The following is a 26483-nucleotide window of genomic DNA, read 5'->3' as shown; positions in this document are numbered from 1 at the left end:
CTCAGCTCGCGAAAGGCACCTGTGCCGCCGGAGCGGCCGGCTTCGCGAAGGGGTGCTGCCACAGGCCCTGTGCGGCCAGCCGCGGCAGGACGCCCTCACCGAACCAGTACGCCTCCTCCAGGTGCGGATAGCCGGAGAACACGAACTCGTCGATGCCGAGCCGGTGGTACTCGGCGATCCGCTGGGCAACCTCGTCGTGGCTGCCGACCAGGGCCGTGCCCGCGCCGCCGCGGACCAGCCCGATCCCGGCCCACAGGTTGGGGTGGATCTCCAGGCCGTCGCGGCTGCCGCCGTGCAGCGCGAGCATCCGCTGCTGGCCCTCGGACTCGCTGCGTCCGAGCCCGGCCTGTACGGACTTCACGGTCTCCGGGTCGAAGCCGTCGAGGAGCTTGTGGGCCTCGGCCCAGGCCTGCTCGGAGGTGTCGCGGGTGATGACGTGCAGCCTGATCCCGAACCGGACGCTCCGGCCCTCCTTCTCGGCGAGGCCGCGTACCCACGCGATCTTCTCGGCGACCTGCGCGGGCGGCTCGCCCCAGGTGAGGTAGACGTCCACGTGACGGGCGGCGATCTCACCGGCGATGGGTGAGGAGCCGCCGAAGTAGATCTCGGGGACCGGGTCGGGTACGCGGGCCAGCTTGGCGTCCTCGACCCTGAGGTGTTCGCCGGCCAGATCCACGGTCTTGCCGTCCCACAGGTCCCGGACGATCTGGAGGAATTCGCCGGTACGGCGGTAGCGGGCGTCCTTGTCGAGGAAGTCGCCGTAGGCCCGCTGCTCGTGGCTCTCGCCGCCGGTCACCACGTTCAGCAGCAGGCGTCCGCCGGTCTGCCGCTGGAAGGTGGACGCCATCTGCGCGGCGAGGGTGGGTGAGACGAAGCCCGGCCGGAAGGCAACCAGGAACTTGAGCCGATCGGTGTTCTGGCTGACCATCGCGGTGGTCAGCCAGGCGTCCTCGCACCAGGCGCCGGTGGGCGTGAGCGCGCCGACGAAGCCCAGGTCCTCGGCGGCACGGGCGATCTGGCTCAGATACGCGACCGTCGGCGGCCGGTCCCGTCCCGACACGGTGGCCGGGGTGCCGTGGCCGCCGCCGACGACATGCCGGCTGTCACCGTTGGTGGGCAGGAACCAGTGGAAGGTGAGGGACACGTGAGGTCTCCGTTCAGAGCAGGCCGTGCCGAGGGGGCTTCGTCCCGTTGAGTACGTAGCGGCCGATGTGCTGGATCTTCCAGCGTGCCGGGTCGTGCAGGGTGTGGGTCCGGGCGTCGCGCCAATGCCGGTGCAGGTTGAGGGAGTTGAGGGCCGAGCGGGTGCCGGAGACCTCGAAGAGCGCGCCCGCCACCTCCAGGGCGGTGGCGGCGGTGTGCACCTTCGCGGCGGCCACCGCGATCGACGCCTCGGCCGCCGAATCCTCGTCGAGGTCCTCGCGGGCCGCGTCGACCGCGCGGGCCGCCGCGCCGAGCAGCGCCTCGGACGCCCGTACCTGGATGGCGAGTTCACCGAAGCGCTGGATGAGCAGCGGATCCTCGGCGGCGGTGTCGAGACCGCTCTCGAACCAGGGCCGGCTCTTGGTACGGACGAACTCGACGGCCTCGGCGAGCGCGCCCGCGGCGATCCCGGCATCGATGGCGGCGTGCAGCAACTGTGCGACGGCCCCGTGGAGTTGGGGACCCTGGAAGGTGAGGTGGTGCGGGACGACCCGGTTCGCGGGAACGGCCACACCGTCCAGGCGGACAGTGCCGCTGGCCGTCGTACGCTGCCCCATGCCGTCCCAGTCGTCGACGACCGTCACCCCGGCGGCGTCCTGTGGGACGTACGCGACGTGCAGGTTGTCGTCCTCGGCTCGGGCGAGGACGGGGATCCAGTCGGCGAAGAGCGCGCCCGTGGAGTAGTGCTTGACGCCGGTGAGCAGGTAGGAGCCGTCCGGGCGGGGTTCCAGGCGGGTGCGGATGTCCTGGACGTGCTTGGTGCCCGCTTCCGACTGGGCGTTGCCGAAGCGGCGCCCGGCCAGCACTTCGGCGAAGAAGAACTCCCGCTGCTCCCGGGTGCCCTGACGGCGTATCACGTTCACGTACACGAAGTGGTTCTGCGGGATCTGCGCGAGACTGGCGTCGGCGGAGGCCAGCAGCCGGAAGATCTCCGCGAGGGTCTCCTGGCTCACGTCGGCGCCACCGTGCTCGGCGGGCACGGTGACGGCGAGCAGTCCGGAGGCGGAGAGCCGCTCCAACTCCTCTCGCGGGAGCCTTCGTGTCGCATCCCGCGCCGAGGCGCCGGCGCGGAACTCGTCGGCGAGCGCGGCGGCGACGGCCAGTGCCTCGACGTCGTCGGCGATCACTTTGGCGGTCATGGGGTCAGCCTGCCGCGGCCAGCAGGGGTGAGCGGCCGAGAGCGGCCGAGAACTGGTCGACCACCTGGGCCAGGGCCTCGGCGGTGCCCGGCGCCACGGTGATGCTGCCGTCCTCACCCGTCGTGATGTCCTTGTCGAGGGTGAACCAGCCCTGGACTATGTGCGCGGCACCCATGGAGTTGAGGACGGGGCGGAGCGCGTAGTCGAGGGCGAGGACATGCGCGGTACTGCCTCCGGTGACCAGCGGCAGCACGGTCTTTCCGGTGAGCGCGTACTGCGGAAGCAGGTCGAGCAGGGCTTTGAGGACTCCCGAGTAGGCGGCCTTGTAGACGGGCGTGCCGATGACGACGCCGTCGGCGAGGGCGAAGAGTTCGGTCGCCTCCACGATGGCGGGGTGCTTGAAGTCGGCGCCGAGCAGGGCCTCCGCCGGAATCGTGCGGACGTCGAGCGGAATCACCTTGTGCCCCTGCGCGGCCAGCCGGGTGTCCAGGTGACGCAGGAGTTTGGCGGTGCGGGAGGAGACGGAGGGGCTGCCGGAGACGGACAGGACGGTGGCCATGGGCCCACTTTCTGCGGAGCGGGGCGCCTCCCGACGGAGGCGCCCCGGGCGAGCGGTCAGGAGTACCAGGTGGGTTCGGGCAGTTCGCCCTCGAGTACCCAGCGGCCGACCTCGCGCCGCTTGTAGGCGACCGGGTCGTGGAGGGAGTGCGTGCGGATGTTGCGCCAGAACCGGTCGAGGCCCTCGGCGGCTGCGGTGGAGCGGGCGCCGGTCACCTCGAAGATCCGGTTGCCGATCTCCAGGGCGACGTCCGTGGCGCGGGCCTTGACGGCGGCGACCCTGACCTCGAAGTCGCCGCGCGTCTGCTCGGTGACGGCGTCGGGGTCCTCGTGCAGCTTCTGTCCCTCGGCGGCCACAGCGTCGGCGAGGGCCTCGACCGCCCAGAGCTTCGCGGTGAGGTCGCCGTAGGTGTCGATGACGTACGGCTCGTCGACCGCGCGCTCAAAGCCGCCGTGCAGCCAGGACCGGGCCTTGGTGCGGGTATAGGTGGCCGCGGTCTCCAGGGCCCCCGCGGCGATGCCGAGATAGAAGCTGACGAAGACCAGCTGGATGGTGGGGACGTTGAGGGTGTTGTAGATCCGGGGCTGGAACTCCTTGTCGACGTATCCGGCGGCGCTCGCCCAGGGAGTGCGGACCCGGTCGAGGGTGACGCTGCCGCTCTCGGTGAGGCGCTGGCCGATGTTGTCCCAGTCGTCGTGGAAGGTCAGGCCCTCGGTGTCGGAGGGCACGATCGCGAAGACGTGCCGGTCGGTGCCCTCGAAGACACCTTCGAGGACGGTGACGTCGGAGACCTTGCTGCCGGTGGAGAAGGACTTGTGGCCGGTGAAGAGGAGGTCGTCGCCGTCCTCGGTGACCACGACGTCCTTGTCCCGCGGGTTGACGGCGCCGCCGAAGAACCAGCGGCCCTTGGCGGCTTCGGCCTCGACGTGCTCCCACTGCTCGCGGGTGCCGACCAGACGGGCAGCCCAGTTCCACAGGTAGTGGTAGCCGAGGAGCTGGCCGATGGAGCCGTCGGCCTTGGCGACCTCGCGGATGACGCGGTAGGCGGTGGGCCAGTCCTGGCCCGCGCCGCCGTGCTCGGTGGGTCCGAGCAGGGTGACGAGGCCGGAGTCCTTGAGGAGCTGGATCTCCGCGTGCGGGGTCGCGCCGGCCCGGTCGCGCTCGGCGGCGTCGGTGGCGAGGACTGCGGCGACCGCGGCGGCGCGGGCGATCCAGTCCTGAGCGGTCTCCGGGGCGGGGCGGGTCTGCCAGTCGGTGGGGGTGACGGTACTCATGCTTGTCGACCTCTTTCGCAGAGCGGTGCGGAAGGAGCGGGGGGAGCGGACAGAGATGGTCACGCGCGGACGGACACGGACTCGGCCTCGGACTGCGGCAGTTGGGCTTCCAGTTCGCGCACGAGGGGCAGCACCCGGCGGCCGAAGTACTCGACCTCCTCGTGGTAGTGCAGGAAGCCGAGGAGAAGGAGGTCGACGCCGAGGCGCTTATAGGCGACGATCCGCTCGGCGATCTGCTCCGGGGTGCCGATCAGTCCCGTACGGAAGCCGTCGTTGTACTGGACGAGGTCCTCGAAGCTGGAGTCCTGCCACATGCCCTTGCCGTCGGCGGTGGACTGGCCGGCCTGCTTCACGGCGGCGCCGAAGCCCTCGACGGCCTCGCTGTCGGCCTGCGCGACGATCTCGCGGAGGGTGTCGCGGGCCTCGGCCTCGGTGTCGCGGGCGATCAGGAAGGCGTTTAGGCCGAACTTCGGTGCCTTGCGGCCGACTTCGGACGCGGCCTTCTGGACGTCCGCGATCTGCTCGGTGACGCCGTCGAAGTCCTTGCCGTTGGAGAAGTACCAGTCGGAGACCCGCCCCGCCATGGCGCGGGCGGCGGTGGAGTTGCCGCCCTGGAAGATCTCCGGGTGCGGGCGTTCGGGGGTGTTGAGCGGCTTGGGCTTCAGCGAGAAGTCCCTCAGCCGGTAGAAGTCACCGGCGAGTTCGGTGTGGTCCTCGGTCCAGATCTGCCGCAGGGCGCGGATGAACTCCTCGGAGCGGCGGTAGCGCTCGTCGTGCTCCAGCCACGGCTCGCCGAGGGCGGTGAACTCGCCCTTGAACCAGCCGCTGACGACGTTGACCGCGAAGCGGCCCTTGGAGAGGTGGTCGGCGGTGGCGCCGAGTTTGGCGAGGACGCCCGGGTGCCACAGGCCCGGGTGGACGGCGGCGATGACCTTCAGGCGTTCGGTGGCCAGGAGGAGGGCGAGACTGAAGCTGGTCGACTCGTGCTGGAACTCGGCGCCGTAGCTGGCCATGTAGCGGACCTGGCTGAGCGCGTAGTCGAAGCCGTTGTTCTCGGCGAGCACGGCGAGTTCGCGGTTGTAGTCGTAACCCCAGTCGGTGCGCTGCTCGATCTTGCTGGTGACCAGGCCGCCGCTGACGTTGGGGACCCAGTAGGCGAAGCGGACGGGTTCGGTGGCGGTGTCTGTGGGGGTGTCGGTTGCGGAATCCGTTTCGGGCACGGAGAACTCCCGGTGTTCGATACGAGGGCATGACGAATTACGGGCCCGGCTTTTCCGTGGGAATGCGGGCGGTGAAAGGGGGGCGGCGGGTGCCGGAGAACACAGAGAGGTGCCGTGCGGGAAAATTCACCGTGGGCGGGCTGGTCTGTGCGAAGGGGACCCTACCGTCGGGATCGTCAGGCTTCGCTACAACAGAAGGAACTGGAGACACGCGCGAGGTCGACGTGGCGTCGCCGCGTGAGGTCCGGTCGCATCTTCATGTCGTCGATGGTCGCAGCCCCCCGTCCGGACCGTCAAGGAATAGCCGACCGGTCTCGCATCCCGGACCGGTGAATTTCACGAAGGTGTGACAGGGAAACCCTTGAACGTGGCAGTCCTGCGACCACATTCTGCTGGGGTGCGAATAGAGCAGCTGGAATACATCGCGGCGGTCACCCGGCTCGGATCCTTGCGCCGGGCCGCCGAGGAACTCCACCTCTCCCAGCCCGCGCTCAGCGAGACCGTACGGAACCTGGAACGCGAACTCGGCGTCGACCTGCTGGAACGCAAGCGGACCGGCGCGAAGATGAGCGCCGAGGGGCGGGACCTGCTGCCGCACATCATCAACGTGCTGGACGCGGTCGACCGGCTGCGAGGTGCAGCCGGCGAACAGCACCGCATCAGCCGTATGGTCCGCGTCGGCACGGTGAACGCGGCGACCGTGCCGTTGCTCATCCCCACCGTCCGGGAGTTCCGTGCGACGCATCCGCTGACGCAGGTGGAGGTGGTCGGCGCCCAGCAGTCGGACATCCACCGAGCCCTCTCGGAGGGCGGCTTCGACCTGGGCCTGGTGAACCACCTCGACGGCGACGACCTGCCCGCCGACTTCGAGACCACCGAACTGCTGCGTGGACGACCGGTGCTGTGCGTACGCCCGGACAGCCCGCTCGCCGCACGGGACACGGTCTCGGCGGCCGACCTCCTCGACGGGCACGAGCCGCTGATCGCCATGCGTACCGGATACGTCATGCACCGCTATCTGCACCGGCTCCTGGAGGGTCACGCCCCGTCCTTCTCGTACTCCACGGACGGCGCCGAGATGGGCAAGCTGATGGTCGCCGAAGGCCTGGGCGCCACGGTCCTGCCCGACTTCAGCGTGATCGACGATCCGCTGGAGCGGCGCGGCGCGATCACCTACCGGCCGCTGGAGGACGACTCCACGCAGGTGGTGCTGATGCTGCAGCGCCGCAGGGCGGAGTCCGTGCCCCGCGCGGCCGACGACCTGCACGAGGCGTTCGTCCGCAGGGCCCGGGAGCTGGGCGGGCGGCTCACTCCCGCCGCAGGACCCGCTTGAAACCGATGAGCGTGCGGTACCGGTCCCGTGCGGCGAAGTCCGCCAGGTCCCATACGACGGGACGCCCCACCTCGGCGCAGAGGTGCAGGACCCGGTCCTCCCCCACGACCACGCCGACATGCGCGCCCCAGGCCTCGTCGGTGGCGTTGAAGAGCGCCAGGTCCAACGGCCGGGCGAGCGCGACGCGTTCGGTGAGTCCGGTGTCGTCCCACAGGTCGCTCGACCGCCAGTCGGGGACGGTCAGGGAGCAGTGCCGGAGTACCTCGTAGGCGAAGAGCTGGCAGTTGGCGCCCTCGGCGAGGCCCGGTTTCCCGGCGACCGCCCGGGAGCCGGGAAAGCGCCTGCCGACGTGCGTCGTCTCCCAGATCCCTGCGGGCAACCGCGCCAGCAGCTCGTCCTCACTCGGCTCCCGCAAGTCCGCCTCCGCATGTCTTAAGTCCGTCGCACCGGTGCCCGGTTTACCAGGAAGACTTTTTTCAAGCCTTGACTTAACACCAAGGATATTGCTTGGATCTGCCGCATCGGTGGGGCGGGAGGGAGTTGCTGTGGTGGCTGTCGCCGCGTCAGGACGCATCCGTACCCCCTCTGCCGACTGCCCGACGGCACCGGCGGGCCCACCGGCTCCGGATACGCCGTGGAGGCGAACCGGGTCGCCGGGACATGTCCGACGTCGCGGCGTTCACTCTTCAACCGCCCGTTCAGCTCGCGCCGTTGGCGGCGTAACGGGCGCACGTCTCTCGTTCGGCGCAGCGCCACCCCCCTCATCCACCGAGCCCAGGAGCAGCTGTGAGACGTACTCTCACCGCGATCGCGGCCATCGCTGTCACGACACTGTCCACGCTGGCCGGCACGGGTCCGGCCGCGCATGCGGAACGGGCCGCCGACGGGTCGGCCGGGAACGGCCAGGTCGTGACCGGCACCTACTCGACCGGCGGTGAGCAGGCCTGGCAGCCGCTGCCGAGTGTCCGGACGGGCACTGGTTCCGGCGGCGCCGTCGATGCCACCGTGGTCGTCGACCCCAGCGCCGCACGGCAGGAATACTCGGGTATCGGCTTCTCCCTGGACGAGACCAGCGTGTCCAACCTGTGGAAGCTCACCCCGGCGAAGCGCGAGGAAGCCGTCCGGCTCCTTGTCGATCCCAAGACCGGCGCGGGACTTGACCGGTTCCGGCTGACCATCGGCAGCCCCGACCTCATCGAGCACCTCCCGTTCTGGTCGGAGGACGACCTGCCCGCCGGTGTCACCGAGGACTTCGGGCTGAAGTACTTCTCCATCCAGCGGGACATCGACCTGCACATCATCGACACCATCAAGCTCATTCAGCGCTACAACCCCAAGGCTACGTTCTTCGCGTCGGCGTGGAGCGCGCCGGCGTGGATGAAGACGAACAACCAGTTCACCGGCGAGGTCGCGCTCAAGCCCGGGAGCACCACGGACTACTACCAGGCCGGCAAGTTGCGTGACGACTGCATCGACGTCTTCGCGCGGTACTACGTCAAGTTCGTGCAGGCGTACGCCAAGAAGGGCATCCCTGTCGACGCGCTCACTCTGCTGAACGAGCCGGGCATGGACGTCGTCTACCCGGCCATGGACATCAGTGTCGAGCAGCAGCAGAAGCTGACCCTGGCCATCAAGCGTGAGTTCAAGAAGGCCCGGCTGAGCACCGAGCTGTATGTGCACGACTTCAACTTCTGGGACTGGCGCGACCCCAACAGCACGGCGACCAAGAACTACTACCGCATCTTCGAGGACGCCCCGGACGGCTCGGTGACCGGTGAGGAGGTCCGCGACGCGTCGGACGCCATCGCCTTCCACCCCTATTGGGGGGACCCGAGCGTCATGCGTGACGCCTATGAGGAGACGGGCAAGCCGGTCCATCTCACGGAGACGAGCGATCTGGCACCCTCGACCGTCCTCAACGACTTCCGCCTCGACGCCGGTTCCTACATCCTGTGGGCCCAGGCCACCGACCAGGACGGCGGGACGCTGCACTGGACGCCGTCCCGCGACAACAACATCGACTGGGACGAGGTCGCTGCCACCACCAAGTGGCCGGACCGGCTGGTGAAGGTGAACACGCTCACGAAGGACTTCATCGTCCGCGACGAGCTGTACGCGCTCGGCCAGTTCTCCAAGTATCTCTCCCCGGGTGACGTGCGCCTGGAGTCCAGCGCCGCGGAGCACGGCGTGAGCAACGTGGTCTACCGCTCCGGGAACGGCACGTTCACCGCCGTCCTCGGCAACAGCGCCGGCACCGACAGCAAGGTCCGCGTCGTCGTCGCCGACCAGACCTTCGTCGTGACCGTCCCTGCGGGCTCCTTCGCCACCTACCGCTGGAAGGGCAAGGTGCCGACGGGCTCCCGCAACCACGCCCCGGTGTTCGAGCCTGCCGCCGATGTCGTCGCCGACCAGTACGGCACCACGAGCGTGCAGTTGAAGGCGGCCGACCGTGACCGTGACCGGCTGTCCTACTACGCCACCGAACTGCCGGGCGGCGTCACTCTCGACGCGGCCACCGGCGTGGTCACGATCCGTCCGACCGTCGCCGGCGAGCAGGACCTGACCTTCTACGCCACCGACGGCAGGGCGCACGACGAGGTGACCGTCCATCTCACCGTGCGGCCGCACGCGGCCCCGGTGGGCCAGAAGATCGAGGCCGAGTCCTACACCGGTCAGCAGGGCTGGCCCGCCGACGGCAGCAACCTCATCGAGAACAACCCCGCGGCCAGTGGCGGCAAGAACGTGGGCTGGACAGCCGCCGGCAACTGGCTCACGTACGCGGTCGATGTGCCACAGGCAGGCTCCTACGATCTTGAGCTGCGTGTCGCCAACGGCACGGACACCACCGCGGCGAACGCCGTGTCGCTCCGCGACGACAACGGCACCACGCTGGCAACGGCCTCGGTGCCCGCCACGGGCGGCTGGGGGACCTACCAGTCGGTTCACGTGCCCGTCGACCTGCGGGCCGGAGAACAGACGGTCACCGTCTACTGCGAAACCGGTGGCTTCAACCTCGACTACCTGCTCATCTCCGGCACCTGAGCCCCGGCTACACATAAGGAAGAAATAAGAGCACAATGGGATGAGCCTGGCACTTACCGCGTACCGGACCAAAGGCGGTAGGGCCCCGGAAATCGAGAGAGCTCGAAGGAGACGAGTCATGGCCAACGTCTCGCACCCCAGGAGCGACATCAGCAGCCACCCCGACGCCGACGAAATGCGGGACCGGTATGCCCGCGTGGTCGGCGCCCGCGATGTGGCGCTCGTGGACGGGCCGGTGTTCCTGCTCGGCCTGTACTGCGCAGTGTCCCCGTGGATACTCCACTACACGACAAGCCAGCCCGCCCTCGTGACGCACAACCTCATCATGGGCATCGCGATAGGCCTGCTGGCCCTCGGATTCACCATCACGCCGGAGAGGATGTACGGCCTGAGCTGGGCGATCTGCGCGATGGGCGCGTGGATGATCATCTCGCCGTGGGTCGTCGGCAGCAGTCCGGACACCGGGGTCGTCCTCAACAACATCATCATCGGCGCACTGGCCGTGGTGCTGGGGGCGCTCTGCGCGGTCACGGCCAGGGGCAGCACACCTCGGGCGTAGCCGACAGGAAGCGGCAGCAAGCACGGAAGGGAAGCCGACCAGAGGCCGGCCCGCTCTGAGCGGGCCGGCCTCTGCGATGCCGCGTCGAGGCCTCAGTTGCCCGGCACCAGCCACGGCTCCTGCGGCAGCGGGCTGCCGGTCTCCAGCAGGGACTTCAGGTTGGACAGCACCGCCGGCCAACCGGAGCTCACATCGCTCAGCGCGCCCTCGTCGACCAGGTCCTCGTGGGTCACGGTGAGCCGGACGATGTCGGCGTGCGGCCGGATGTCGTAGGTGACCCGCGAGTACCTGTCGGCCTTCCCCTCGTCCTCGGGTGCGGCCCAGGTGGCCACGAGCCGGGTCGGTCGCTCACTCTCCACGACGGTGCCCACCACGTCGGCGATGCCCGATCCGTCCGTACGGCGGTGTTCCCAGCGGGAGCCGGGCTGCCAGTCCGAGACATTGCTGTGGCCCCAGTACACGGCGGTCAGGTCCGCGTCGGTGAGGGCATCCCAGACCTTCTCGGGTGTGCTCCGGATGTAGATGACGTACACGTAGGTCGGCTTGTCGGTCATGGCTTCCTCGGCTCGTCGTTTGAGTGCACCGAGCGCGCGCAGACGCGGGCGCTCGAACTTGTCGATCCATCGCTCCTGGATCTCGTGGAGCGGCACCGGATTGAGGTAGTGCAGCTTCTCCCGCCCCCGCCGCACCGTGCTGACCAGGTTGGCGGCCTCCAGAACCGCCAGATGCTGCGTCACCGACTGACGTGTCATGTCGATGTGCTCGCACAGCTCGCCCAGCGTCTGGCCGCTGTGCGCGTGCAGCCGGTCCAGCAGCCGTCTCCGCGTCTCGTCGGCCAGCGCCTTGAAGACCTGGTCCATCCCGGGCTCACCCTCTGATTGCACACTCAAAGTTATGCAGGCAATTACCTGCATGTCAAGCAGTGCCCATCGGCGGGCGAGCGCGACCGGGCGTATTCCGATCGCCCGGCACACCCCGGGCTGGCACGCTTCTGGCATGGATCAACCGGAGGTACTGCTCATCGGCGGGCGCGCGGGAGTCGGCAAGTCCACCGTGGGCTGGGAGGTCTCGGCGCGGCTGAAGTTTGCGGAGGTCGCTCACGCGGTGATCGAGGGCGACTTCATGGGGTACGTGCATCCGGCGCCGGACGGCGATCCGCACCGCGCCGGGATCACCGAGCGCAATCTCCGGGCGGTATGGGGGAACTTCGCCGAGCTCGGCTACCGGCGCCTCGTCTACACCAACACCGTGAGCGTGCTTGCCGAGTCGGCGAGCCTGTTCGAGCAGGCCATGGGGCGAGACGTACGGATCATCCGCGTGCTGCTGACCGCCACCGACGACACCACGGCACGACGGCTCAAGGGTCGGGAGATCGGCTCCGAGCTGGAGCGCGAGCTGGCGAACAGCGCCCACAAGGCACGGTTGCTGGACGAGCGGGTGCCCGCGGACACCGTGCGGGTGGCGACCGACGACCGCACGGTGGTGGACATCGCGCGTGAGGTCGTGGCCGCCACCGGGTGGGTGCACACCGGGTGATACGGGCGGGCCCGGAGCCGGGCCCGGGGCCGGCCGCGCCCCTTCGCTCGTCGGTCAGCTCACGTTCAGGGCCGTGTCGTCGATGACGAACGACGTCTGGAGAATGGAGCCTTCGACGCCGGTGAACTTGACGGTGACCGTCTGACCGGCATAGCTGCCTAGGTTGAACGTGCGCTGGGTGTACCCCGTCGCGGCGTTCAGGTTCGAGTACGTGGCCAGCGTCGCCAGGACCGTGCCGCTGCTGTTGAGAACCTGGGCCTTGAGGGTGTCGTACGCCGTGCTGGTGGTCGTCTCCGCCGTGTCCACGTGGAGGTAGAAGCTCAGGGTGGCCGCGCAGCCGGCGGGGATGGTCACCGACTGGGCGAGGGTTTCGGTGTTGGCCGCGCCGCTGCCGTTCAGCCAGGCCTTGTAGGAGCCGGTGCGGGCGGCCTGGCCGGTGGCGGCGGTGATCACTCCGGTGCTGGCGGTCCAGGACGAACTGCCGGACTCGAAACCGGGGTTGGCGAGGAGCTGCGCGGCGGTGCAGGTGCCGCCTCCGCCGCCACTGTCGCTGGTTCCCGCGAGCCACTCGGTGGCGTTCAGAGCGAGTGCGGCGTTCGTGCCGGCGGTGTCGTTCCACCCGTCGTACAGCGTGTTGCCCGACTGGCCGGTGCCGTCGTCGATGGGCGAGCTGTCACCCCAGAACGCGACCCGGCCGCTGCCGAAGGTGCTGGTCGCGAAGAAGGCACCGGTGTTTCCGGAGTAACCGGAGCGGTAGAGGAGGCCCTTGACCCCGGAGTTGGCGGTGGGGCTCAGGGTGACCGTCGTGCCGTTGCGGATGATGCTGCCGGTGACCTTGCCGAAGGAACCGTTCAGGACCGGGTCGGTCGTGCTGGAGATCGCCCTCGGGTTCTCGGTGCCGACGTTGAGCGTGTCGACGGTGAAGCCGAACGGATTGGTGCTGTCGACGCTGTTGTTGGACATGAGGTCGTTGATGATCTCGACCGAGTCCTCACCGTCGTTGTTGCGGTCGGATCCGGTGTGGTCGGAGATGAGGAAGAGACCGCCGCCGTTCTGCACGAAGTTCATGACCGCGGTCTTCTCGGCGGTGCTCAGCAGGACGTTCGGCTCCGGCAGGACGAACGTGTCGAAGTTCTGCAGGTCGTTCGCGGCCGTGGTGCCGTACGTGATGGTGCTGCCCGAAGGCAGCGTCTTCAGCGAGTAGTTGCCGGTCTTCTGCAGGGCGACGCCCCACGCGGAGATCGCTCCGGTCCAGTCGGTCTCGGCCGACGGTGTGGAGTCCTGGCCCAGCGGGTCCGGCTGGCTGGTGCCGATGATCCAGTCGGCGTTGCCGGCGGTCTCGGACTTGGTGTTGTCGAACAGGATGCGGTGCGGGGTCGCCGCGGCGGCCGGGCCCGCGGTGGCCGTCTGGACGGCGGCGCCCGTCAGGAGCAGCCCGAACGCGGCCAGCGCCGTGGTGAGTGTGTGGCGGGATCTTCTGAATCCGAGCATCGCGGCAAACCTCCGTGGGGGGGGTGGGAGAGGCGGTGCGGGCGCCAAGTCTGCGCGCGTAGAACGGGACTTGGCCGTCCTCCGGGCGACAGATTATTGAACGGTACATGACGAACAAGGGGCCGAACAGGAGGCCTCCGGAACACGCGCCTCGGTCACGCGAAAGCCGGACGAGGGACGATCGAAAGCGGGGCGAGAGCCCGGACTTGAGCCGGACCTGAGCCGGTCCTCAGCTGGTCCTCAGCCGGCCCTGAGCCGGTCCTGAGCCGGACTAGACCCGGACGAGAGCCCGACTTAGGCCTGTCGAAAGCCGTTCGAAAGCCAGGCGGACTGCCTGCGCATCCAGCGGGCACACGCATAACTACGAGGGCAACGACAAAGAGGGGCGGAGATGGAGATCTCAGGAATTATCAGTGCCATCATCATCGGCATCATCATCGGCATACTGGGCCGGCTGGTCGTTCCGGGGCGCCAGCGCATCGGCATCCTGCTGACGATCGTCGTCGGCATCATCGCCGCGTTGGTCGGCGCCGCGATCGCGAACGCGCTCGATGTGTCCGACACCAACGGCATCGACTGGATCGAGTGGCTCATCCAGATCGGTCTGGCCGCGCTGGGCGTGGCGGCACTCGACCGGTCCAGCGGGCGTAGCAGGGGACGGGTTCGCCGCTGAGGCCGGGCGGGCGCGGGTCGGGCGAAGGGTTCGCCGCTGAGGTTGGCGGCGGCCCCGGCTCGTCGTGCCGTCGCCAGTTGTGCTGCGGGGCGCGCGCCGAGGCGTAATTCCCTTGCGGGTCACGGGCCGTGGAGTTCTTCTCTTTCGCGTAGCGCGTCGTGCGGTGCTTCTCTTTCGCGTTGCGCGTCGTGCGGTGCTTCTCTTTCGCGTGGCGCGTCGTGCGGTGCTTCTCTTTCGCGTGGCGCGTCGTGCGGTACTTCTCCTGCGGGTCGCGCACCGCGCAGTGTTACTCCTGCGGGTCGTACCGCGCAGTATTTCTCTTGCGGGTCACGCGCCGTGGCAGCTGGGTTCTGCGGGTTTCCCGACCCTGCCCCCCACCCTGCCGCCACGGAGAGCACTTGCCCCCGCGTATCACGCCGCTGACCGATCCCGAGATCACCCCGTCGAGCCGACGTCTGGCGTGGCTGGCGTCCGACGCCGACGGTGTCCCGCTGGGCTCCGCCTTCCTGCGGCTGTTCACGAAGGCGGGGCAGGAACATCTCGCGGAGATCGAGATCGCCGTACATCCGAGTGAGCGACGGCAGGGTGTGGGCGGTCTTCTGCTGGACGCAGCCGTCGCCGCGGCGCGGAGCGAGGGGCGGCGGTCGCTCGTCGCGCAGGCCGGGGACGGCTCCCCCTGCGACCGTTTCCTCGCCGCGCGCGGCTTCCGCCAGGTACTGGCGCTGACGTACGCGAGGCTGCCGCTCTCCGACGTGGACCTCGCCCTGATCGACGGAATCGTCCAACACCCGCACCCTGGCTACGAGTTGACGCACTGGGACGGCGCCGTGGCGCCCGCGCTGGCGCGGACCTTCGCCGACTCGCGGCGGGCCATGGACGACATGCCGATGGAGGAGACCGACTACGGGACGGTCGTGTGGGACGTGGAGCGGGTCCTGTCGGCGGCCGAAGCCGTCGCAAAGCGCGGGGAGTTGCTCCACACGGTCGCCGCGGTGGACCTCACTGACGGCTCGATCGCCGGGTTCTCCGAGCTGGTCGTGCCGGGCGACGGGCGCGGTGACGGTCAGCACTACGGCACCGGCGTGCTGCCCGAGCATCGCGGGCACGGTCTCGGGCTGTGGATGAAGGCGGAGTCGATCCGTCAGGCCCGCATGCGGCACCCCGAACTCGGCGGCCTGCTCACCGACACCGCCGACAGCAACGCGCCCATGCTCCGCATCAACGACGCGCTCGGCTATCTGCCGACGCACAAGGCGGTGGAGTACCAGCTCACGCTGTGACCGGCGTCCGGCGGACGACCGCCGCTGTCGGGCGAGTTCGGCGGCACGGCCTGCGGCGCACGCGCCTCGACGCGGCCCGCCCCCGCGTAGGTGTCAGTCCCCCAGCACTCGCCGCAGACAGTCGTTGCCGAAGCGCCGGTCCGGGTCCAGGCGGTCGCGCAGGGCGGTGAACTCGGCGAAGCGTGGGTCGCCTCGGCGAAGTACTCGGCACCGCGGGTGTGCAGCTTGCCCCAGTGCGGGCGCCGGTCGTGCGGGGTGAAGATCCGCTCCGCCGCCGTGAAGTACCCCTGACAGGGCGCGCCTTGGTGCAAATGCACGGCGATGTAGGCACTGTCCCGGACCGATGCCCGATGCCCGATGCCGGGGACAGTGCCCTGAGCATCGAGGAGGAGCGTCAGGTCCGCAAGCAGGAACTCGCGGCGGCTTTCCGGCTGTTCGGCCGCTTCGGCTTCTCCGAGGGCGTGGCCGGCCACATCACGGCCCGCGCCCCGGAGACCCCCTGGGCCTCCTGGGTCAACCCCTTCGGGATGTCGTTCAGCCAGATACGGGTTTCGGACCTCATCCTCGTCGACCACGACGGAACGCTGCTGGAAGGCAAGCGCCCGGTCAACAACACCGCGTTCCGCGTCCACTCCGAGGTACACCGGGCACGCCCCGACGCGGTCGCCGCCGCACAGGCCGGACAGCGGCCCTACGCGACCCCGGTCCCCTCCAGTTCGTAGAGGTACGGCGTCGTCGTGGTCAGCGGCTGGAAGCCGAGGCGGGCGAGGACGGGGCGGCTCTGGCTGGAGGCGTCGACCTGGACGTAGCGGTAGCCGCGGTCGGCGGCGACACGGGCTCGGTGGGCGACCAGGGCGCGGTAGATCCCGCGTCCGCGCCAGGCCTCGACGGTGCCGCCGCCCCACAGCCCGGCGAACCGCGCCCTGGGCAGGAGCTCCATGCGCGCCGCGCTGACCGGGACGTCACCTGCGAGGGCCACCACCGCGACGACCGTGTCCTCGTCGCCGGTCAGCTGGGCGAGCAGCTGGTGGCGCAGCCGCGTGCCGTCCGTGCCGAACGCCTGCTCGTGCACGTCGGCCACGAGGTCCACGCCCGCGCGGTCGGTGACGGGAAGCAGCCGTACGCCCTCGGGAGGCTCGGCGTCGAGCACGAGATCACCCAGCTCGGCGATCATGAGGGTCTCCTCGGGCTCGGCGGTGAACCCGGCGTCCCTCAGCCGCTGCCCGAGGTCTTCCGGCTGGTCGTGTCCGTAGAGCTTCCACTCGAAGTCGAGCCCGAGTGCGGTGAAGTACCGGATCTGCTCGGCGATCGCCGCGTCCGCGCTCGCCTCGTCGAGATCCGACCAGGTCACACCGCTCCAGCCCTGCCCGGGGCTCACCTGTCGCACCACCTTGCCGACGTGCTCGATCCGAGCACCTGGGGCGTCCGGCCGCGCCCCTTCTCGCATATCCCGGTCGAACAGGGCAAGTACCGCAACGTGATCCATGGGATCACTCCAGCACCCTGGGGCGGCCAGGGCAATGGGATAACGTTCATGAACGCGAACCCATACGGACCTCGTCTCCATGACCGGACACGGAGCGCTGGTTCCGGATGACGTTGGTCCGGACCCTTTTCAGGGTCCCGCCGGGGCGTGTTTCTCACGCCCCCTTCAGCCGGTGGGGGTCAGCTCGGTCGACACCGAGGACCAGCGCACCGCGGCTACACCCACGAGGGAAAAGCGGTACGACATCCTCGCTGCCGTCAGTCGACGGGCGGTGTGCCGTGCGTGTGGAAGGACTCGATGGTCTCCAGCCCCCAGGCCTGCCCCTTGGCCCGTTCTTCCTTGGTCCAGGTGATCAGCGGCCAGTCGGGGGCCAGCACCAGCCGGGTGAGCGGGTTGCACAGCTCGATGCGGTTGCCGCCCGGCTCGTAGACGTACAGGAAGAACGTCTGCTGGATGGCGTGCTTGTGCGGGCCGGTCTCGATGAACACGCCTGTGTCGATGGCGAGGTCGGCGGCGCGCAGGATGTCCTCGCGGGTGTCGGTCGCGAAAGCGATGTGGTGCAGCCGGCCGCGCGAGCCCGTCCAGTCCTCGGTGTGGACGACGTCGTACGACTTGTCCGTGAACGTCAGCCACTTCGCGGCGATCCTCCCGTCGTCGAGCCGGATCTGCTCGGTCGGACGGGCACCGAGGACGTACTGGTGGAAGTCGGCGTTGGCAGCGACATCGGCGGCGAGATAGTTGACGTGGTCCAGGCGGCGCACGTCCACGCCGTGGCCCGGCTTGGCCTGAGGCTGGTTCTTCAGGGCCGGCCTGAGCTCGTCCGGGGCTCGGTACCACTCGGACTCCCAGTACAGGGCGAGCTCGTGGCCGTCGGGGTCGGTGGTGACGTAGAGCGGACCGAGGCCCGGCTCGTCCTCGGTCCAGCGGCCCTGGTGGCCCGCGCTCTCCAGCTCCTTGACCCGTCGTTGCAGGGCGTCGTCGCTGGAGGCGCGCAGCGCGGTGCGGCGCATGCCCGCGGTGTCGTACGCGGTGAGGACAAGACTGTGGTGCTCGTAGTCGTCCCAGGTCCGCAGGTAGTACGAGTCGCCGTGCTGGCCGTTGACCGTCAAGCCGAGGTAGTCGGTGAAGAACCTGAGACTGCCTTCCAGGTCCGGGGTGAGCAGTTCGACGTGCCCGAGGTGGGCGATGTCGCCGAGCGGCGGGGCCATATGAGCCTCCTTACAGGTGAGGTGCGGCTCCGGCCGGCCGGGCGAAGACCGTGCCGTCGAAGATCTTCCGTGCGGTGCGGACGACGGCGGTGCGTCGGGACCTGGGGACGCCGTCGGCGTCGTACTCGATACCGGCTTCGATGTCGAGGAACCCGGTGGGGTGCTCGACGCGCAGCCGGTCCCCCTGTCCGGGCAGGTGCGCCACGCCGTCACCTACGCCGCCCTCGACGCGCAGCCCCGCGGCGACGCTTGCCGCGCCCAGGACCCCGATGGAGGTGTGACAGCGCACCGGGATGAAGGTGCGGGTCATGACCGCGCCGCCGTCCAACGGCGGGGCCAGCAGGCTGAGTTTGGGCACCGTTGTGCCTCCGACCTCACCGAGACCCATCAGCCTGCCCGCCGCCAGCCGGATCTCCCGGAGCCGGTCGGCAAGGGGCAGATCCTCTTCCAGGTCCTTGGGGCTCTCGTAGCCGGTGACTTCGAGGACGGAGGCGGCGACCAGGACGGTCGGCATTCCGTTGTCCACGCAGGTGACCGGGATGTCGGCGACGAGGTCGCGAGCGTGTCCGGTGGGCAGCAGCGGGCTGTCGCCACGGGGGAACTCGATCACCACCGGCGCTGCCGTGCCCGGTACTCCGGAGATCTCGGCCGTGCCGGCGTAGTCGACACGTCCGCCGGGGGTGGGGATGCTCGCGACGGCGAGGTCCCCGGAGTTGAGCATGCGGATCCGTACGGAGGTCCGCGCGTCCCCGGCCGCGACCAGACCGCGTTCGACGGCGAACGGGCCGACGCCGGCGAGCAGGTTGCCGCAGTTCTGCCGGTCGGAGACCTCGGGCCTGTCGACCCCGACCTGAAGGAACAGGTAGTCGACGTCCGCCCCGGAGTCGGCCGAGGCGGAGACCACGGCCACCTTGCTGGTCAGCGGGTGCGCCCCGCCCAGGCCGTCGATCTGACGCGGGTCGGGGCTGCCCATGACGCGCAGCAGCAGCTCGTCGCGTGCGCCGGGGGCGGCGGGGAGGTCCTCGGCCAGGAAGTACGCGCCCTTGGAGGTGCCGCCGCGCATGAGCATGCAGCGCATCTCCTCGGGTGCGGTCATGACTCCGCTCCGTCCCGCGAGTTCTGGTCGTGCTCGTCGTGCGCGTCGAAGTCGTCGTGCTCGTCGTGCTCGTCGTACGGGTGGTAGGTCACGCCGAGCCGGGCGAGGGTCTCGCGCAGGCCGTAGCGGTCGAGGCCGAGTTGGCCCTCGACGAAGGCGGCTCGGGTGGCGGACTCCTTGTTCTCGCGGGCCTCGGCTGCCTCGGCCGCCCGGCGGGCCTGTTCGCGGGGCACGCAGACCACGCCGTCGTCGTCGGCGAGGATCACGTCGCCGGGGTGGATGATCCGGCCGCCGATCACCACCGGCACGTTCACCGAGCCGCCGGTCGCCTTGACGGTGCCCTGCGCGCTGACCGCTGCGGCCCACGCGGGGAAGCCCATGCCGCGCAGCTCGGCGGTGTCGCGGATGCCCGCGTCGGTCACGACGCCGCGCACACCGCGCCGCTTGAGCGCGGTGGCGAACAGTTCGCCGAACATGCCGTCGGTGGAGGGCGAGGTGGTGGTGACGACCAGGATGTCGCCCTCGCCGCACTGCTCGACCGCCGCGTGGATCATGAGGTTGTCGCCGGGCCAGCTCAGCACCGTGACGGCGGTGCCCGCGATCCGGGTGTTCTGCTGGACGGGGCGCAGATGCGTGCCGAGCAGGCCGGTGCGGCCCATCGCCTCGTGGACGGTGGCGACGCCGTAACCGGCGAGGGCCTCGACGTCTCTGGGGGCGGCCTTGGGCGGGTTGGTGATGATCACGCCACTCATGTGCTCTCCTCCTGCTCGTGCAGAGCTCCGCGTCGGCTCCCCTGGTGCCGGGTGCCCGCTCCGCTTCGCTCCGCGAACCGCCGGGCTCCGCTGCGCCTCGGCCGTCACGCCAGTTCCTTTGCGATCTGCGGGTACGGGCGCATGTACGCCTCGGCCATCGTCTTGTGGGCCAGGCCCAGGTTGGGCCCCGCGTTGCGCTTGAGCTGGACACCGCGGCGGACGGCGAGGTCGGTGTAGTAGTCCCACAGGTGCTGCTGGGCGCCGAGGCACTCCATCGCCTTGCGCTTGGTCTCCCAGACCTCGGTGATGTCGAGGAGCACCTCGGGCCTGAAGCCGCTCATCTCGGGCTGGTGCGGCTCGAAGTAGAAGACCGGCGGGGCGCCGATGATCTCGCCGGGGCCGGGGTAGCCGATGGCCTGGGCGAGGACGCGGGCCTCCAGGGCCATCCGGTTGGCGGCGGGGTGATCGCCGTTGTACGGGTCCTCGACCGGGTGGGTGAGCACGACGTCGGGCTGGATCTCGCGGTAGACGGCGACCAGTTGGCCGGTCAGCTCGGCGGTGGCGACCAGCGGATAGTCGCCGGCGTCGAAGAAGCGGACCTCGGCGCCTAGGGTGGCGGCGGCCTTCTCGGACTCCTCGCGGCGTATCGCCTTGATCTCCTGGAGATTCCTGCCCTCGCGCCAGGCCTTGGCGGACTCACCGCGCTCGCCGAAGGTCAGGCACGCGATGGTGGTCCTCTCTCCGCGGGAGGCGGCCAGGGCGATCGCGCCCCCGGCCCGCCACACGAAGTCTCCGGCATGCGCGGTGACGACAAGCGTCGACCGTGGGCCGGCGGGCACATGGCCGTGCGTCATGGCTCAACTCTCCTTGGTGGAAAGGTGTGCGCCCGCCTCGGCCGCGTCAGTCGCCTCGGCCGCGTCAGTCGCGTCAGTCGCGCAACGCTTCGATCACGCTGACGAGGTGGGCGCGGACGGCCGCCTCGGCCGCCTGCGGGTCCCTGGCCGTGATCGCCTCGATCATGGCCAGATGTTCGCTCAGGGACTGCTGCGGCCGGCCCGGCCTCAGCGCGAGCTGGAAACGGTGGCGCACCAGCTGCGCGTTGAGCCGTTCCAGCAGCTCCACGGCCACCTGCTGACCGCTGAACTGCCTTACCCGGGCGTGCACTTCGTGATTGAGCTCGGAGTAGGTGATCGGTTCGCCGTCGGCCACGGCCTTGATCATCGCCTTGCCCAAGTCCGCCAGTTCCGCGAGCTGTTCGTCGCTCGCGGCGACGGCTGCCTTTGCGGCGCACAGCCCTTCGAGGGCCATCCGGCACTCGGTGATGGCCACCGCTTCCTCGACCGTCACCACCCGCACCCGTGATCCACGGTTGCGGATCCGCTCCACCAGCCCGTCCGACTCCAGCTCGATCAGCGCTGCCCGGACGCTGGCCCGTGTCACACAGAACTGCTCGGCGAGTTCGTTCTCCACCAGCCGCTGGGCCGGTGCCATGTCGCCGCGCAGAATGGCCTGCCGCAGCTGCGCGAGCGCATGCTGCTTGGCCTGCTCTCCGGTGCTAGGACGGGCTTCCTTCGGCATGTGCCCTCCCTGGGTGAGTGCCTGTCGAACGTAAATCCAGTCCGACAAGATTGTCAACAATTTTGTTCTCCATATTGCGGTTCATATTGCGATTCAAATTGCGCTTCACGGAAGCTTCATGCGGCGAGCGGTACCCGCCTTATCGGCCACCCGTTGTCTGACGGACATGCATGTTTTCCTCTCGCCGCAGGGCGCGGCCGCTCACGACGGCCACAGACAGCTTGCGTCGGCGGCGCACACCGCCCTCACCGGCTCGGTCGCGCTGGCCGCGCTGCTGCACCTGGGGTGGTCCGGGCAGGTCGATCCGGTCGGCCAGACGCTCAGCGACTACGCGCTGCACGAAGGCGCGGCGACCCTGTTCACGGCCTGTGCCGCCTCCGCCGCGGCGGGGTCGGCGGCGCTGCTCGCCGCCCTGCTCCGCAGCCGTCTGCCCGTCGGGACCCTCGCACCGGCGGCGCTGGCGGTGGGGTGCGCGGGCTTGTCGCTCTGCGCGGTCTTCCGCACCGATCCGGCGGGCGACGCCGAGTCCCTGAGCGGACTGGTCCACCGCCACGCGGCGGGCGCCTCACTGGCCGCGCTGCCCGCCGCCGGTCTGCTGCTGGCCCGCCGGCTGCGCGTCCACCGGCCGACGAGCGCGCGGGCACGACGAATACGGCACCTTTCCTGGGCGAGTTCGGGGGCCGCGCTGCTCTTCCTGGGCACGCATGTGAGCGCGAGCCGGCCACGCACGCCCGGGTCCGTGCCGGCGGCCCGGCTGCTCGGGCTGGCCGAGCGGGTCACGCTGGGGCTGGAGATCGCCCTGATGTTCGCGATGGCCGACTCGCTACGCGCCGGCCGGACCCGCTGATGACCCAACTCGCCATCTTGCTCAGCGTGTTGAACGCATTCTGCTACGCGGCGGGCGCACGGCTCCAGTACGACGCCACCCACGGAACCTCGCCCGGCGCCTCGCCGGGGCGGTCGACCGCACTGTCGGCCGTCGTACGGCGACCTCGCTGGCTCGCCGGGCTTGCCCTGCTGGGGGCGGGTACGACGCTGCACATCACCTCCTTGCGGCTGGCGCCCGTGACGGTCGTGCAGCCGCTGGGTGTGGGCGCCGTCGTGGTGAGCGTGCTCTGGGGGCTGCGGGTCCGCCGTGTCGGGCTCGACCGGGCTACGGGGCTGGCGCTGGCCGCGATCGTCGCCGGAACGGGCACCTTCGCGGTGATCGCCTCGGGTGCCACCGTCGCCACCTCCGTCACGACGACGGCCCAGCTCCAGGCCGGCGCCCTGGTCGTCCTGATCGTGGCCTGCTGCGCCGGGCTCTCCAACCTGCTGCCCGGCCAAGGGCGTTGTGTGGCGCGAGCCGTCGGTGCCGGGAGCGCGTACGGCTGTATGTCGGTGCTGCTGCGGGCGGCGGGAGAGGAGTTCACGACGTCCGGTGTGAGCGGTGCGCTGTGCGGCACACTCGCCGGACTGGTCCTCACCGCGCTCGCCGGTTTCTGGCTCACACAGGGCGCCCAGGCCGCTGGGCCGCCCGAGGTGACGGTCGCCTGCCTGACCCTCGTCGATCCGTTCGTCGCCGTGGTCATCGGGGTCGGTCTGCTGGGCGAGGCCCCCGGACTCACCCCGGCCATCGTCGGCACGGCCCTGGCCTGTTGGGCCCTCGCGCTCACCGGGGTTCTCCACATCACCCGCTCCACCCCCTTTCCCCACCTGACCTCGGGTCGCCGGCCCTCAGCACCGCAGGAGTACGTCATGCAGGGCCCTCGCCCTCGGCGCATCGTCATCGGCGCCGACACCTTCCCGCCGGACGTGAACGGCGCCGCGAACTTCGCCCAGCGCCTCGCCGAGGGGCTCCTGGGCCGGGGCCACGAGGTCCACGTCGTCTGCCCCGCGACGGAGACGGGCCCAAGTACCGCCGTGGAGAAGGGGATCACCGTGCACCGGATCGCCTCCCACCGCACCCCTTTCCATCCCACCTTCCGCGTCTGCCTGCCCTGGCAGACCGCCCGGCCGGTGGCCCGGCTGCTGGACCGGCTCTCCCCCGACGTGGTGCACATCCAGTCCCACTTCTCCGTCTGCCGGACGCTCGCGGCCGCCGCACACCGGCGCGGGACACCCGTGGTGGCCACCAACCACTTCATGCCGGAGAACCTCCTGGGCTACACCCGGCTCCCGGCCAAGCTCACCCGCGCCGTCTGCCGGTTCGCCTGGCGTGACCTCGTACGTGTCTTCCGCCGCGCCCAGGCCGTCACGGCGCCCACCGCACGGGCGGTGCGGCTGCTGCACGACAACGGGCTGCGCGTACCCGCCCGTCCGGTGTCCTGCGGCCTGGACCTGGACCGCTTCTCCCAGCCCGCCGTGGACAACGGTGGCGAGGAAGCGCGCGTGCTGTTCGTGGGCCGGCTCGACAAGGAGAAGAACGTCCACGAACTCCTGCGTGCGCTGGCGCTGCTGCCGGACGTCCGGGGCGAGATCGTCGGAGAGGGCTCCTGCCGCCGTGCCCTGGAGGAACTGGCCGAGGACCTCGGCATCGCCGACCGGGTCACCTTCCACGGACTGGCCACCGACCAGGAGGTGCTGGACGCCTACACCCGCTGTGACATCTTCTGCATGCCCGGCACCGCCGAATTGCAGAGCCTGGTCACCATGGAGGCGATGGCGGCGGGCAGACCCGTCGTCGCGGCGGACGCGATGGCCCTGCCGCATCTGGTCCACCAGGGCCGCAACGGCTACCTCTTCCCGCCCGGTGACGTGCGCGCCCTCGCGCATGCCCTCACCAGGCTTCTTCGCGATCCCGTGGCCCGCCTTCGGATGGGCGAAGCCAGCCGGGAAATCGTCGCCGAGCACGACATCCGCCGTACGCTGACGGCATTCGAGGACCTGTACCTCCGGGCCGCCGGAGGATCCGCAGCAGTGGCCGGGACCCTTGCCACGCCTGTGACGGAAAGTGAGCACGATGAGTACACAGCGCGTTCTGGTCGTCGATGACGAACCCAAGATCCGGATGACCGTGCGCGGCTATCTGGAGGCGGACGGGTTCCAGGTGGTGGAGGCCGCCGACGGGCCCTCCGGGCTGCGGGCCGTCACCCAGCACCGCCCCGACCTGGTGGTCCTCGACGTGATGCTGCCAGGCCTCGACGGCTTCCAGGTACTGCGCCGGATCCGGCAGTCCAGCCAGGTCCCCGTCATCATGCTCACCGCGCGGACCGAGGAGGTGGACCGGCTCATCGGCTTCACCAACGGCACCGACGACTACGTCACCAAACCGTTCAGCCCGCGCGAACTCGCCCTGCGGGTACGGGCCATCCTGCGGCGCACCGACAACGGCCCCGGGGCTCCGGACGACGACGGCACACTCCGCTTCGAGGGCCTCACCGCCGATCCGGCCACCCGGACTGTCCTCATCGACGGCGACCATACGGCGGAGTTGTCCGCCCTGGACTTCGACCTGCTGCTCGCCATGGCCCGTGCTCCCGGCCGCGTGTTCACCCGGCGCGGTCTCCTCGCCCAGGTGTGGGGCGAGGACTTCTTCGGTGACGAACGACTCGTGGACGTACACATCCGTACGCTGCGGCGGGCGTTGCGGGACGACGCGATCGCGCCCCGGTTCGTGGGCACGGTACGGGCCGTGGGCTACCGGTTCGTCGGCCGTCCCACCCAGGACGGACCGACCCCGAACACAAAGCACACGCCGTAGTGGCCAGGGGAAAGGGCACCGCCGAGGGCCTCTTCGGCACCTGGCGTGCCCGGCTGCGACGGCTCCACTCCCGCCTTTCGCTGCGCAACCGTCTGGTGCTCTCCCACGTCACCGTCCTGGTGGTGACGCTGGGGGCGACCTCAGTGGCCAAGATCCTGGTCAGGGGCCCCTGGAACCACCGCGTCGACCCCGACAACATCGGTTTCTGGACGGGCGTGGCGGCCGCCGTCCTGGCGGCCGTCGTGCTGTCCCGGTTTCTGGTGCGGCCGCTGGACACCATCCGCGCGGCCACCCGCCGGCTCGCCGAAGGGCGTTACGACGCCGTTGTCGAACTGCCGAGTGAGCCGGGCCTCGCCGCGCTGGCCGAGGACGTGAACACGCTGGCGGCGGCGCTCGCCGACACCGAGCGGCGGCGCGCCCGGCTGGTCTCCGAGATCGCCCATGAGATGCGGACCCCCATCACCATCCTGCACGGCCAGATCGAGGGCATGGCCGACGGCATCTTCACACCGGACGACGCGATGTTCGCCTCGCTCTCCGACGACCTGGACCGGCTGCGGCGGCTGGCGTCCGACCTCTCCAGTCTGTCGCGGGCCGAGGAGGGAGCCTTCGCCCTGCACTACGAGGACGCGGACGTCGCCGCGCTGGCCCGGGCCACGGCGGAGCGGCTGCGCCCGCAGTACGACGACCAGGGCGTGGCGCTCACCGTCGTTGCGGACTCCCCCGTCATCGCCTTCTGCGATCCCGACCGGATCACCCAGGTCCTGGTGAACCTCCTCGGCAACGCCCTGATCGCGTGTGACGCGGACGGCAGTGTGTCGGTCTCCGTCCACGGCGAGGGCGAACCGCGGCCCCGCGTCGTCGTCCGCGTCACGGACGACGGCATCGGCATCCCCGGGCACGACCTGAACCGGATCTTCAGCCGCTTCGAACGCCTGGAGCACCCGGGACGGCCCGCCCCGGCCGGTGGCAGCGGCATCGGCCTGACCATCGCCCGGGGTATCGCCCGAGCCCACCAAGGAGACGTTGTCGCGGCGTCGCCGGGACCGGGCCAGGGGGCGACGTTCACGCTGTGGCTGCCGGTGGCGTCGGAATCAGGTACGGCGGCCAAGGTGTGCAACAGGGGTGATTTGCCGTAGCCGTTGGGACCGCGCCGGGAGTGTTCATGCCTTTCCGGTGGTCCGGTCCGCGAAAGAGGACGCAGACAGACAGGGCGCGCCTGCGACGGAAGTGGATGGGGTTCCTTTCAAGCCTTCTCACACCCCGTTGATTGTTGACCAAAATGTTGGCGCCCAATTTTCCATAAGGTTAGGCTAACCTAAGTTTTGCTGCTCCGAACCTGACGGAACGGATTGCTTCCGTATGCCTGAAA

26 protein-coding genes and 1 pseudogene are annotated in these 26483 nt (G+C 69.9%); 11 read left to right on the top strand and 16 right to left on the bottom strand.

Translation table 11 applies throughout. From position 1 onward, the window contains the following. Position 1: 1 nt before the first annotated feature. The 6 genes from ACFVKT_RS09355 to ACFVKT_RS09330 form a co-directional block, all read right to left on the bottom strand. Positions 2–1144: an LLM class flavin-dependent oxidoreductase gene (locus ACFVKT_RS09355; RefSeq protein ID WP_385729257.1), complete on the bottom strand. Its 1143-nt coding sequence runs from the start codon at positions 1142–1144 to the stop codon at positions 2–4. Positions 1145–1157: 13 nt separating this feature from the next. Continuing rightward, on the bottom strand, positions 1158–2342 hold the full coding sequence (locus ACFVKT_RS09350) for an SfnB family sulfur acquisition oxidoreductase (RefSeq protein ID WP_385729255.1): 1185 nt from the start codon (positions 2340–2342) through the stop codon (positions 1158–1160). Positions 2343–2346: 4 nt separating this feature from the next. Continuing rightward, a complete protein-coding gene (gene ssuE / locus ACFVKT_RS09345) occupies positions 2347–2901 on the bottom strand; it encodes an NADPH-dependent FMN reductase (protein WP_385729253.1) in 555 nt (184 codons plus the stop codon). A 56-nt stretch (positions 2902–2957) separates the two neighbouring features. Continuing rightward, positions 2958–4175: an acyl-CoA dehydrogenase family protein gene (locus ACFVKT_RS09340; RefSeq protein WP_385729251.1), complete on the bottom strand. Its 1218-nt coding sequence runs from the start codon at positions 4173–4175 to the stop codon at positions 2958–2960. Positions 4176–4234: 59 nt separating this feature from the next. Then, positions 4235–5395 (bottom strand): dimethylsulfone monooxygenase SfnG, encoded by a 1161-nt coding sequence (gene sfnG / locus ACFVKT_RS09335; RefSeq protein WP_385729249.1) that lies wholly within the window; start codon positions 5393–5395, stop codon positions 4235–4237. Between the two features lie 176 nt (positions 5396–5571). Beyond that, entirely contained in the window at positions 5572–5649 is a 78-nt protein-coding gene (locus tag ACFVKT_RS09330) for a putative leader peptide (protein WP_365446020.1), read from the bottom strand. A 143-nt stretch (positions 5650–5792) separates the two neighbouring features. Between ACFVKT_RS09330 and ACFVKT_RS09325 the strand changes: the two genes are divergently transcribed. Then, positions 5793–6728 carry a LysR family transcriptional regulator gene (locus ACFVKT_RS09325; protein ID WP_385729247.1) on the top strand — a complete coding sequence of 312 codons (936 nt, stop codon included), beginning with the start codon at positions 5793–5795 and terminating at the stop codon, positions 6726–6728. On the opposite strand, the gene ACFVKT_RS09320 is transcribed toward ACFVKT_RS09325, so the two are convergent. Continuing rightward, the gene (locus ACFVKT_RS09320) at positions 6703–7143 is read right to left on the bottom strand and encodes a hydrolase (RefSeq protein WP_385729245.1); all 441 of its coding nucleotides are present in this window, start codon (positions 7141–7143) and stop codon (positions 6703–6705) included. The genes ACFVKT_RS09325 and ACFVKT_RS09320 overlap by 26 nt on opposite strands. A gap of 371 nt (positions 7144–7514) precedes the next feature. Between ACFVKT_RS09320 and ACFVKT_RS09315 the strand changes: the two genes are divergently transcribed. Then, positions 7515–9770 (top strand): carbohydrate-binding protein, encoded by a 2256-nt coding sequence (locus ACFVKT_RS09315; protein WP_385729242.1) that lies wholly within the window; start codon positions 7515–7517, stop codon positions 9768–9770. A 118-nt stretch (positions 9771–9888) separates the two neighbouring features. Beyond that, positions 9889–10329 carry an SPW repeat protein gene (locus ACFVKT_RS09310; RefSeq protein WP_385729240.1) on the top strand — a complete coding sequence of 147 codons (441 nt, stop codon included), beginning with the start codon at positions 9889–9891 and terminating at the stop codon, positions 10327–10329. Positions 10330–10421: 92 nt separating this feature from the next. Here ACFVKT_RS09310 and ACFVKT_RS09305 read toward each other — a convergent pair whose 3' ends face one another. Then, complete coding sequence (locus ACFVKT_RS09305; protein WP_385729238.1) at positions 10422–11189, bottom strand: ArsR/SmtB family transcription factor; 768 nt, start codon at positions 11187–11189, stop codon at positions 10422–10424. A 136-nt stretch (positions 11190–11325) separates the two neighbouring features. On the opposite strand from ACFVKT_RS09305, the gene ACFVKT_RS09300 reads away from it, so the two are divergent. Beyond that, positions 11326–11865, top strand: coding sequence for a hypothetical protein (locus tag ACFVKT_RS09300; RefSeq protein ID WP_385729236.1), 540 nt, complete (start codon positions 11326–11328; stop codon positions 11863–11865). A 54-nt stretch (positions 11866–11919) separates the two neighbouring features. Here the strand turns inward: ACFVKT_RS09300 and ACFVKT_RS09295 are convergent, their stop codons facing one another. After that, positions 11920–13356 carry a hydrolase gene (locus tag ACFVKT_RS09295; RefSeq protein ID WP_385729234.1) on the bottom strand — a complete coding sequence of 479 codons (1437 nt, stop codon included), beginning with the start codon at positions 13354–13356 and terminating at the stop codon, positions 11920–11922. A 391-nt stretch (positions 13357–13747) separates the two neighbouring features. Here ACFVKT_RS09295 and ACFVKT_RS09290 point away from each other — a divergent pair, with 391 nt between their 5' ends. Both ACFVKT_RS09290 and ACFVKT_RS09285 read left to right on the top strand, forming a co-directional pair. Further along, a complete protein-coding gene (locus tag ACFVKT_RS09290; RefSeq protein WP_385729233.1) occupies positions 13748–14029 on the top strand; it encodes a GlsB/YeaQ/YmgE family stress response membrane protein in 282 nt (93 codons plus the stop codon). Between the two features lie 398 nt (positions 14030–14427). After that, complete coding sequence (locus ACFVKT_RS09285; RefSeq protein WP_385729231.1) at positions 14428–15309, top strand: GNAT family N-acetyltransferase; 882 nt, start codon at positions 14428–14430, stop codon at positions 15307–15309. 93 nt (positions 15310–15402) lie between these two features. Here ACFVKT_RS09285 and ACFVKT_RS09280 read toward each other — a convergent pair. Continuing rightward, positions 15403–15656: pseudogene (locus ACFVKT_RS09280) on the bottom strand (D-arabinono-1,4-lactone oxidase); the annotation flags it as partial. Positions 15657–15659: 3 nt separating this feature from the next. Here ACFVKT_RS09280 and ACFVKT_RS09275 point away from each other — a divergent pair. Further along, the gene (locus ACFVKT_RS09275) at positions 15660–16031 is read left to right on the top strand and encodes a class II aldolase/adducin family protein (protein WP_385729229.1); all 372 of its coding nucleotides are present in this window, start codon (positions 15660–15662) and stop codon (positions 16029–16031) included. Here the strand turns inward: ACFVKT_RS09275 and ACFVKT_RS09270 are convergent. The 6 genes from ACFVKT_RS09270 to ACFVKT_RS09245 form a co-directional block, all read right to left on the bottom strand. Beyond that, positions 16001–16795 (bottom strand): GNAT family N-acetyltransferase, encoded by a 795-nt coding sequence (locus tag ACFVKT_RS09270; protein WP_385729227.1) that lies wholly within the window; start codon positions 16793–16795, stop codon positions 16001–16003. The genes ACFVKT_RS09275 and ACFVKT_RS09270 overlap by 31 nt on opposite strands. A 257-nt stretch (positions 16796–17052) precedes the next feature. Then, positions 17053–18003 carry a catechol 2,3-dioxygenase gene (locus tag ACFVKT_RS09265; RefSeq protein WP_385729225.1) on the bottom strand — a complete coding sequence of 317 codons (951 nt, stop codon included), beginning with the start codon at positions 18001–18003 and terminating at the stop codon, positions 17053–17055. A gap of 10 nt (positions 18004–18013) precedes the next feature. Beyond that, positions 18014–19099 carry a 4-oxalomesaconate tautomerase gene (locus tag ACFVKT_RS09260; protein ID WP_385729223.1) on the bottom strand — a complete coding sequence of 362 codons (1086 nt, stop codon included), beginning with the start codon at positions 19097–19099 and terminating at the stop codon, positions 18014–18016. Further along, a complete protein-coding gene (locus tag ACFVKT_RS09255) occupies positions 19096–19851 on the bottom strand; it encodes a 4-carboxy-4-hydroxy-2-oxoadipate aldolase/oxaloacetate decarboxylase (RefSeq protein ID WP_385729221.1) in 756 nt (251 codons plus the stop codon). Before ACFVKT_RS09255 ends, ACFVKT_RS09260 begins: the two co-directional genes overlap by 4 nt. A 104-nt stretch (positions 19852–19955) precedes the next feature. After that, positions 19956–20705, bottom strand: a complete 750-nt coding sequence (locus ACFVKT_RS09250; protein ID WP_385729219.1) for a PIG-L deacetylase family protein — start codon at positions 20703–20705, stop codon at positions 19956–19958. A 73-nt stretch (positions 20706–20778) separates the two neighbouring features. Beyond that, the gene (locus tag ACFVKT_RS09245) at positions 20779–21429 is read right to left on the bottom strand and encodes a GntR family transcriptional regulator (protein WP_385729216.1); all 651 of its coding nucleotides are present in this window, start codon (positions 21427–21429) and stop codon (positions 20779–20781) included. A 166-nt stretch (positions 21430–21595) separates the two neighbouring features. Here ACFVKT_RS09245 and ACFVKT_RS09240 point away from each other — a divergent pair, with 166 nt between their 5' ends. The 4 genes from ACFVKT_RS09240 to ACFVKT_RS09225 are packed head-to-tail and all read left to right on the top strand — an operon-like array spanning position 21596 to position 26250. Then, positions 21596–22276: a DUF998 domain-containing protein gene (locus ACFVKT_RS09240; RefSeq protein ID WP_385729214.1), complete on the top strand. Its 681-nt coding sequence runs from the start codon at positions 21596–21598 to the stop codon at positions 22274–22276. 26 nt (positions 22277–22302) lie between these two features. Next, positions 22303–24402, top strand: a complete 2100-nt coding sequence (locus tag ACFVKT_RS09235) for a glycosyltransferase (RefSeq protein ID WP_385729212.1) — start codon at positions 22303–22305, stop codon at positions 24400–24402. Continuing rightward, positions 24371–25111 (top strand): response regulator transcription factor, encoded by a 741-nt coding sequence (locus ACFVKT_RS09230; protein ID WP_385729210.1) that lies wholly within the window; start codon positions 24371–24373, stop codon positions 25109–25111. The genes ACFVKT_RS09235 and ACFVKT_RS09230 overlap by 32 nt, the downstream gene beginning before the upstream one ends. Further along, positions 25111–26250 (top strand): sensor histidine kinase, encoded by a 1140-nt coding sequence (locus ACFVKT_RS09225; RefSeq protein ID WP_385729208.1) that lies wholly within the window; start codon positions 25111–25113, stop codon positions 26248–26250. The genes ACFVKT_RS09230 and ACFVKT_RS09225 overlap by 1 nt, the downstream gene beginning before the upstream one ends. Positions 26251–26483 lie beyond the last annotated feature (233 nt).

It is taken from the genome of Streptomyces sp. NPDC127595, assembly GCF_042671685.1.
Taxonomy (GTDB): Bacteria; Actinomycetota; Actinomycetes; order Streptomycetales; family Streptomycetaceae; genus Streptomyces.
The sequence above is the reverse complement of the archived record's forward strand: the minus strand, read 5'-3'. Positions and strand labels throughout refer to the sequence as shown.

What these genes read in the sequence shown, in the direction of transcription:
- ACFVKT_RS09230 (WP_385729210.1), top strand. Translation starts at nt 24,371, where the DNA reads ATGAGTACACAGCGCGTTCTGGTCGTCGATGACGAACCCAAGATCCGG.
- ACFVKT_RS09260 (WP_385729223.1), bottom strand. Translation starts at nt 19,099, where the DNA reads ATGACCGCACCCGAGGAGATGCGCTGCATGCTCATGCGCGGCGGCACC.
- ACFVKT_RS09300 (WP_385729236.1), top strand. Translation starts at nt 11,326, where the DNA reads ATGGATCAACCGGAGGTACTGCTCATCGGCGGGCGCGCGGGAGTCGGC.
- ACFVKT_RS09245 (WP_385729216.1), bottom strand. Translation starts at nt 21,429, where the DNA reads ATGCCGAAGGAAGCCCGTCCTAGCACCGGAGAGCAGGCCAAGCAGCAT.
- ACFVKT_RS09250 (WP_385729219.1), bottom strand. Translation starts at nt 20,705, where the DNA reads ATGACGCACGGCCATGTGCCCGCCGGCCCACGGTCGACGCTTGTCGTC.
- ACFVKT_RS09270 (WP_385729227.1), bottom strand. Translation starts at nt 16,795, where the DNA reads ATGGATCACGTTGCGGTACTTGCCCTGTTCGACCGGGATATGCGAGAA.
- ACFVKT_RS09265 (WP_385729225.1), bottom strand. Translation starts at nt 18,003, where the DNA reads ATGGCCCCGCCGCTCGGCGACATCGCCCACCTCGGGCACGTCGAACTG.
- ACFVKT_RS09305 (WP_385729238.1), bottom strand. Translation starts at nt 11,189, where the DNA reads ATGGACCAGGTCTTCAAGGCGCTGGCCGACGAGACGCGGAGACGGCTG.
- ACFVKT_RS09340 (WP_385729251.1), bottom strand. Translation starts at nt 4,175, where the DNA reads ATGAGTACCGTCACCCCCACCGACTGGCAGACCCGCCCCGCCCCGGAG.
- ACFVKT_RS09290 (WP_385729233.1), top strand. Translation starts at nt 13,748, where the DNA reads ATGGAGATCTCAGGAATTATCAGTGCCATCATCATCGGCATCATCATC.
- ACFVKT_RS09330 (WP_365446020.1), bottom strand. Translation starts at nt 5,649, where the DNA reads ATGCGACCGGACCTCACGCGGCGACGCCACGTCGACCTCGCGCGTGTC.
- ssuE (WP_385729253.1), bottom strand. Translation starts at nt 2,901, where the DNA reads ATGGCCACCGTCCTGTCCGTCTCCGGCAGCCCCTCCGTCTCCTCCCGC.
- ACFVKT_RS09240 (WP_385729214.1), top strand. Translation starts at nt 21,596, where the DNA reads ATGCATGTTTTCCTCTCGCCGCAGGGCGCGGCCGCTCACGACGGCCAC.
- ACFVKT_RS09350 (WP_385729255.1), bottom strand. Translation starts at nt 2,342, where the DNA reads ATGACCGCCAAAGTGATCGCCGACGACGTCGAGGCACTGGCCGTCGCC.
- ACFVKT_RS09255 (WP_385729221.1), bottom strand. Translation starts at nt 19,851, where the DNA reads ATGAGTGGCGTGATCATCACCAACCCGCCCAAGGCCGCCCCCAGAGAC.
- ACFVKT_RS09295 (WP_385729234.1), bottom strand. Translation starts at nt 13,356, where the DNA reads ATGCTCGGATTCAGAAGATCCCGCCACACACTCACCACGGCGCTGGCC.
- ACFVKT_RS09310 (WP_385729240.1), top strand. Translation starts at nt 9,889, where the DNA reads ATGGCCAACGTCTCGCACCCCAGGAGCGACATCAGCAGCCACCCCGAC.
- ACFVKT_RS09275 (WP_385729229.1), top strand. Translation starts at nt 15,660, where the DNA reads ATGCCCGATGCCGGGGACAGTGCCCTGAGCATCGAGGAGGAGCGTCAG.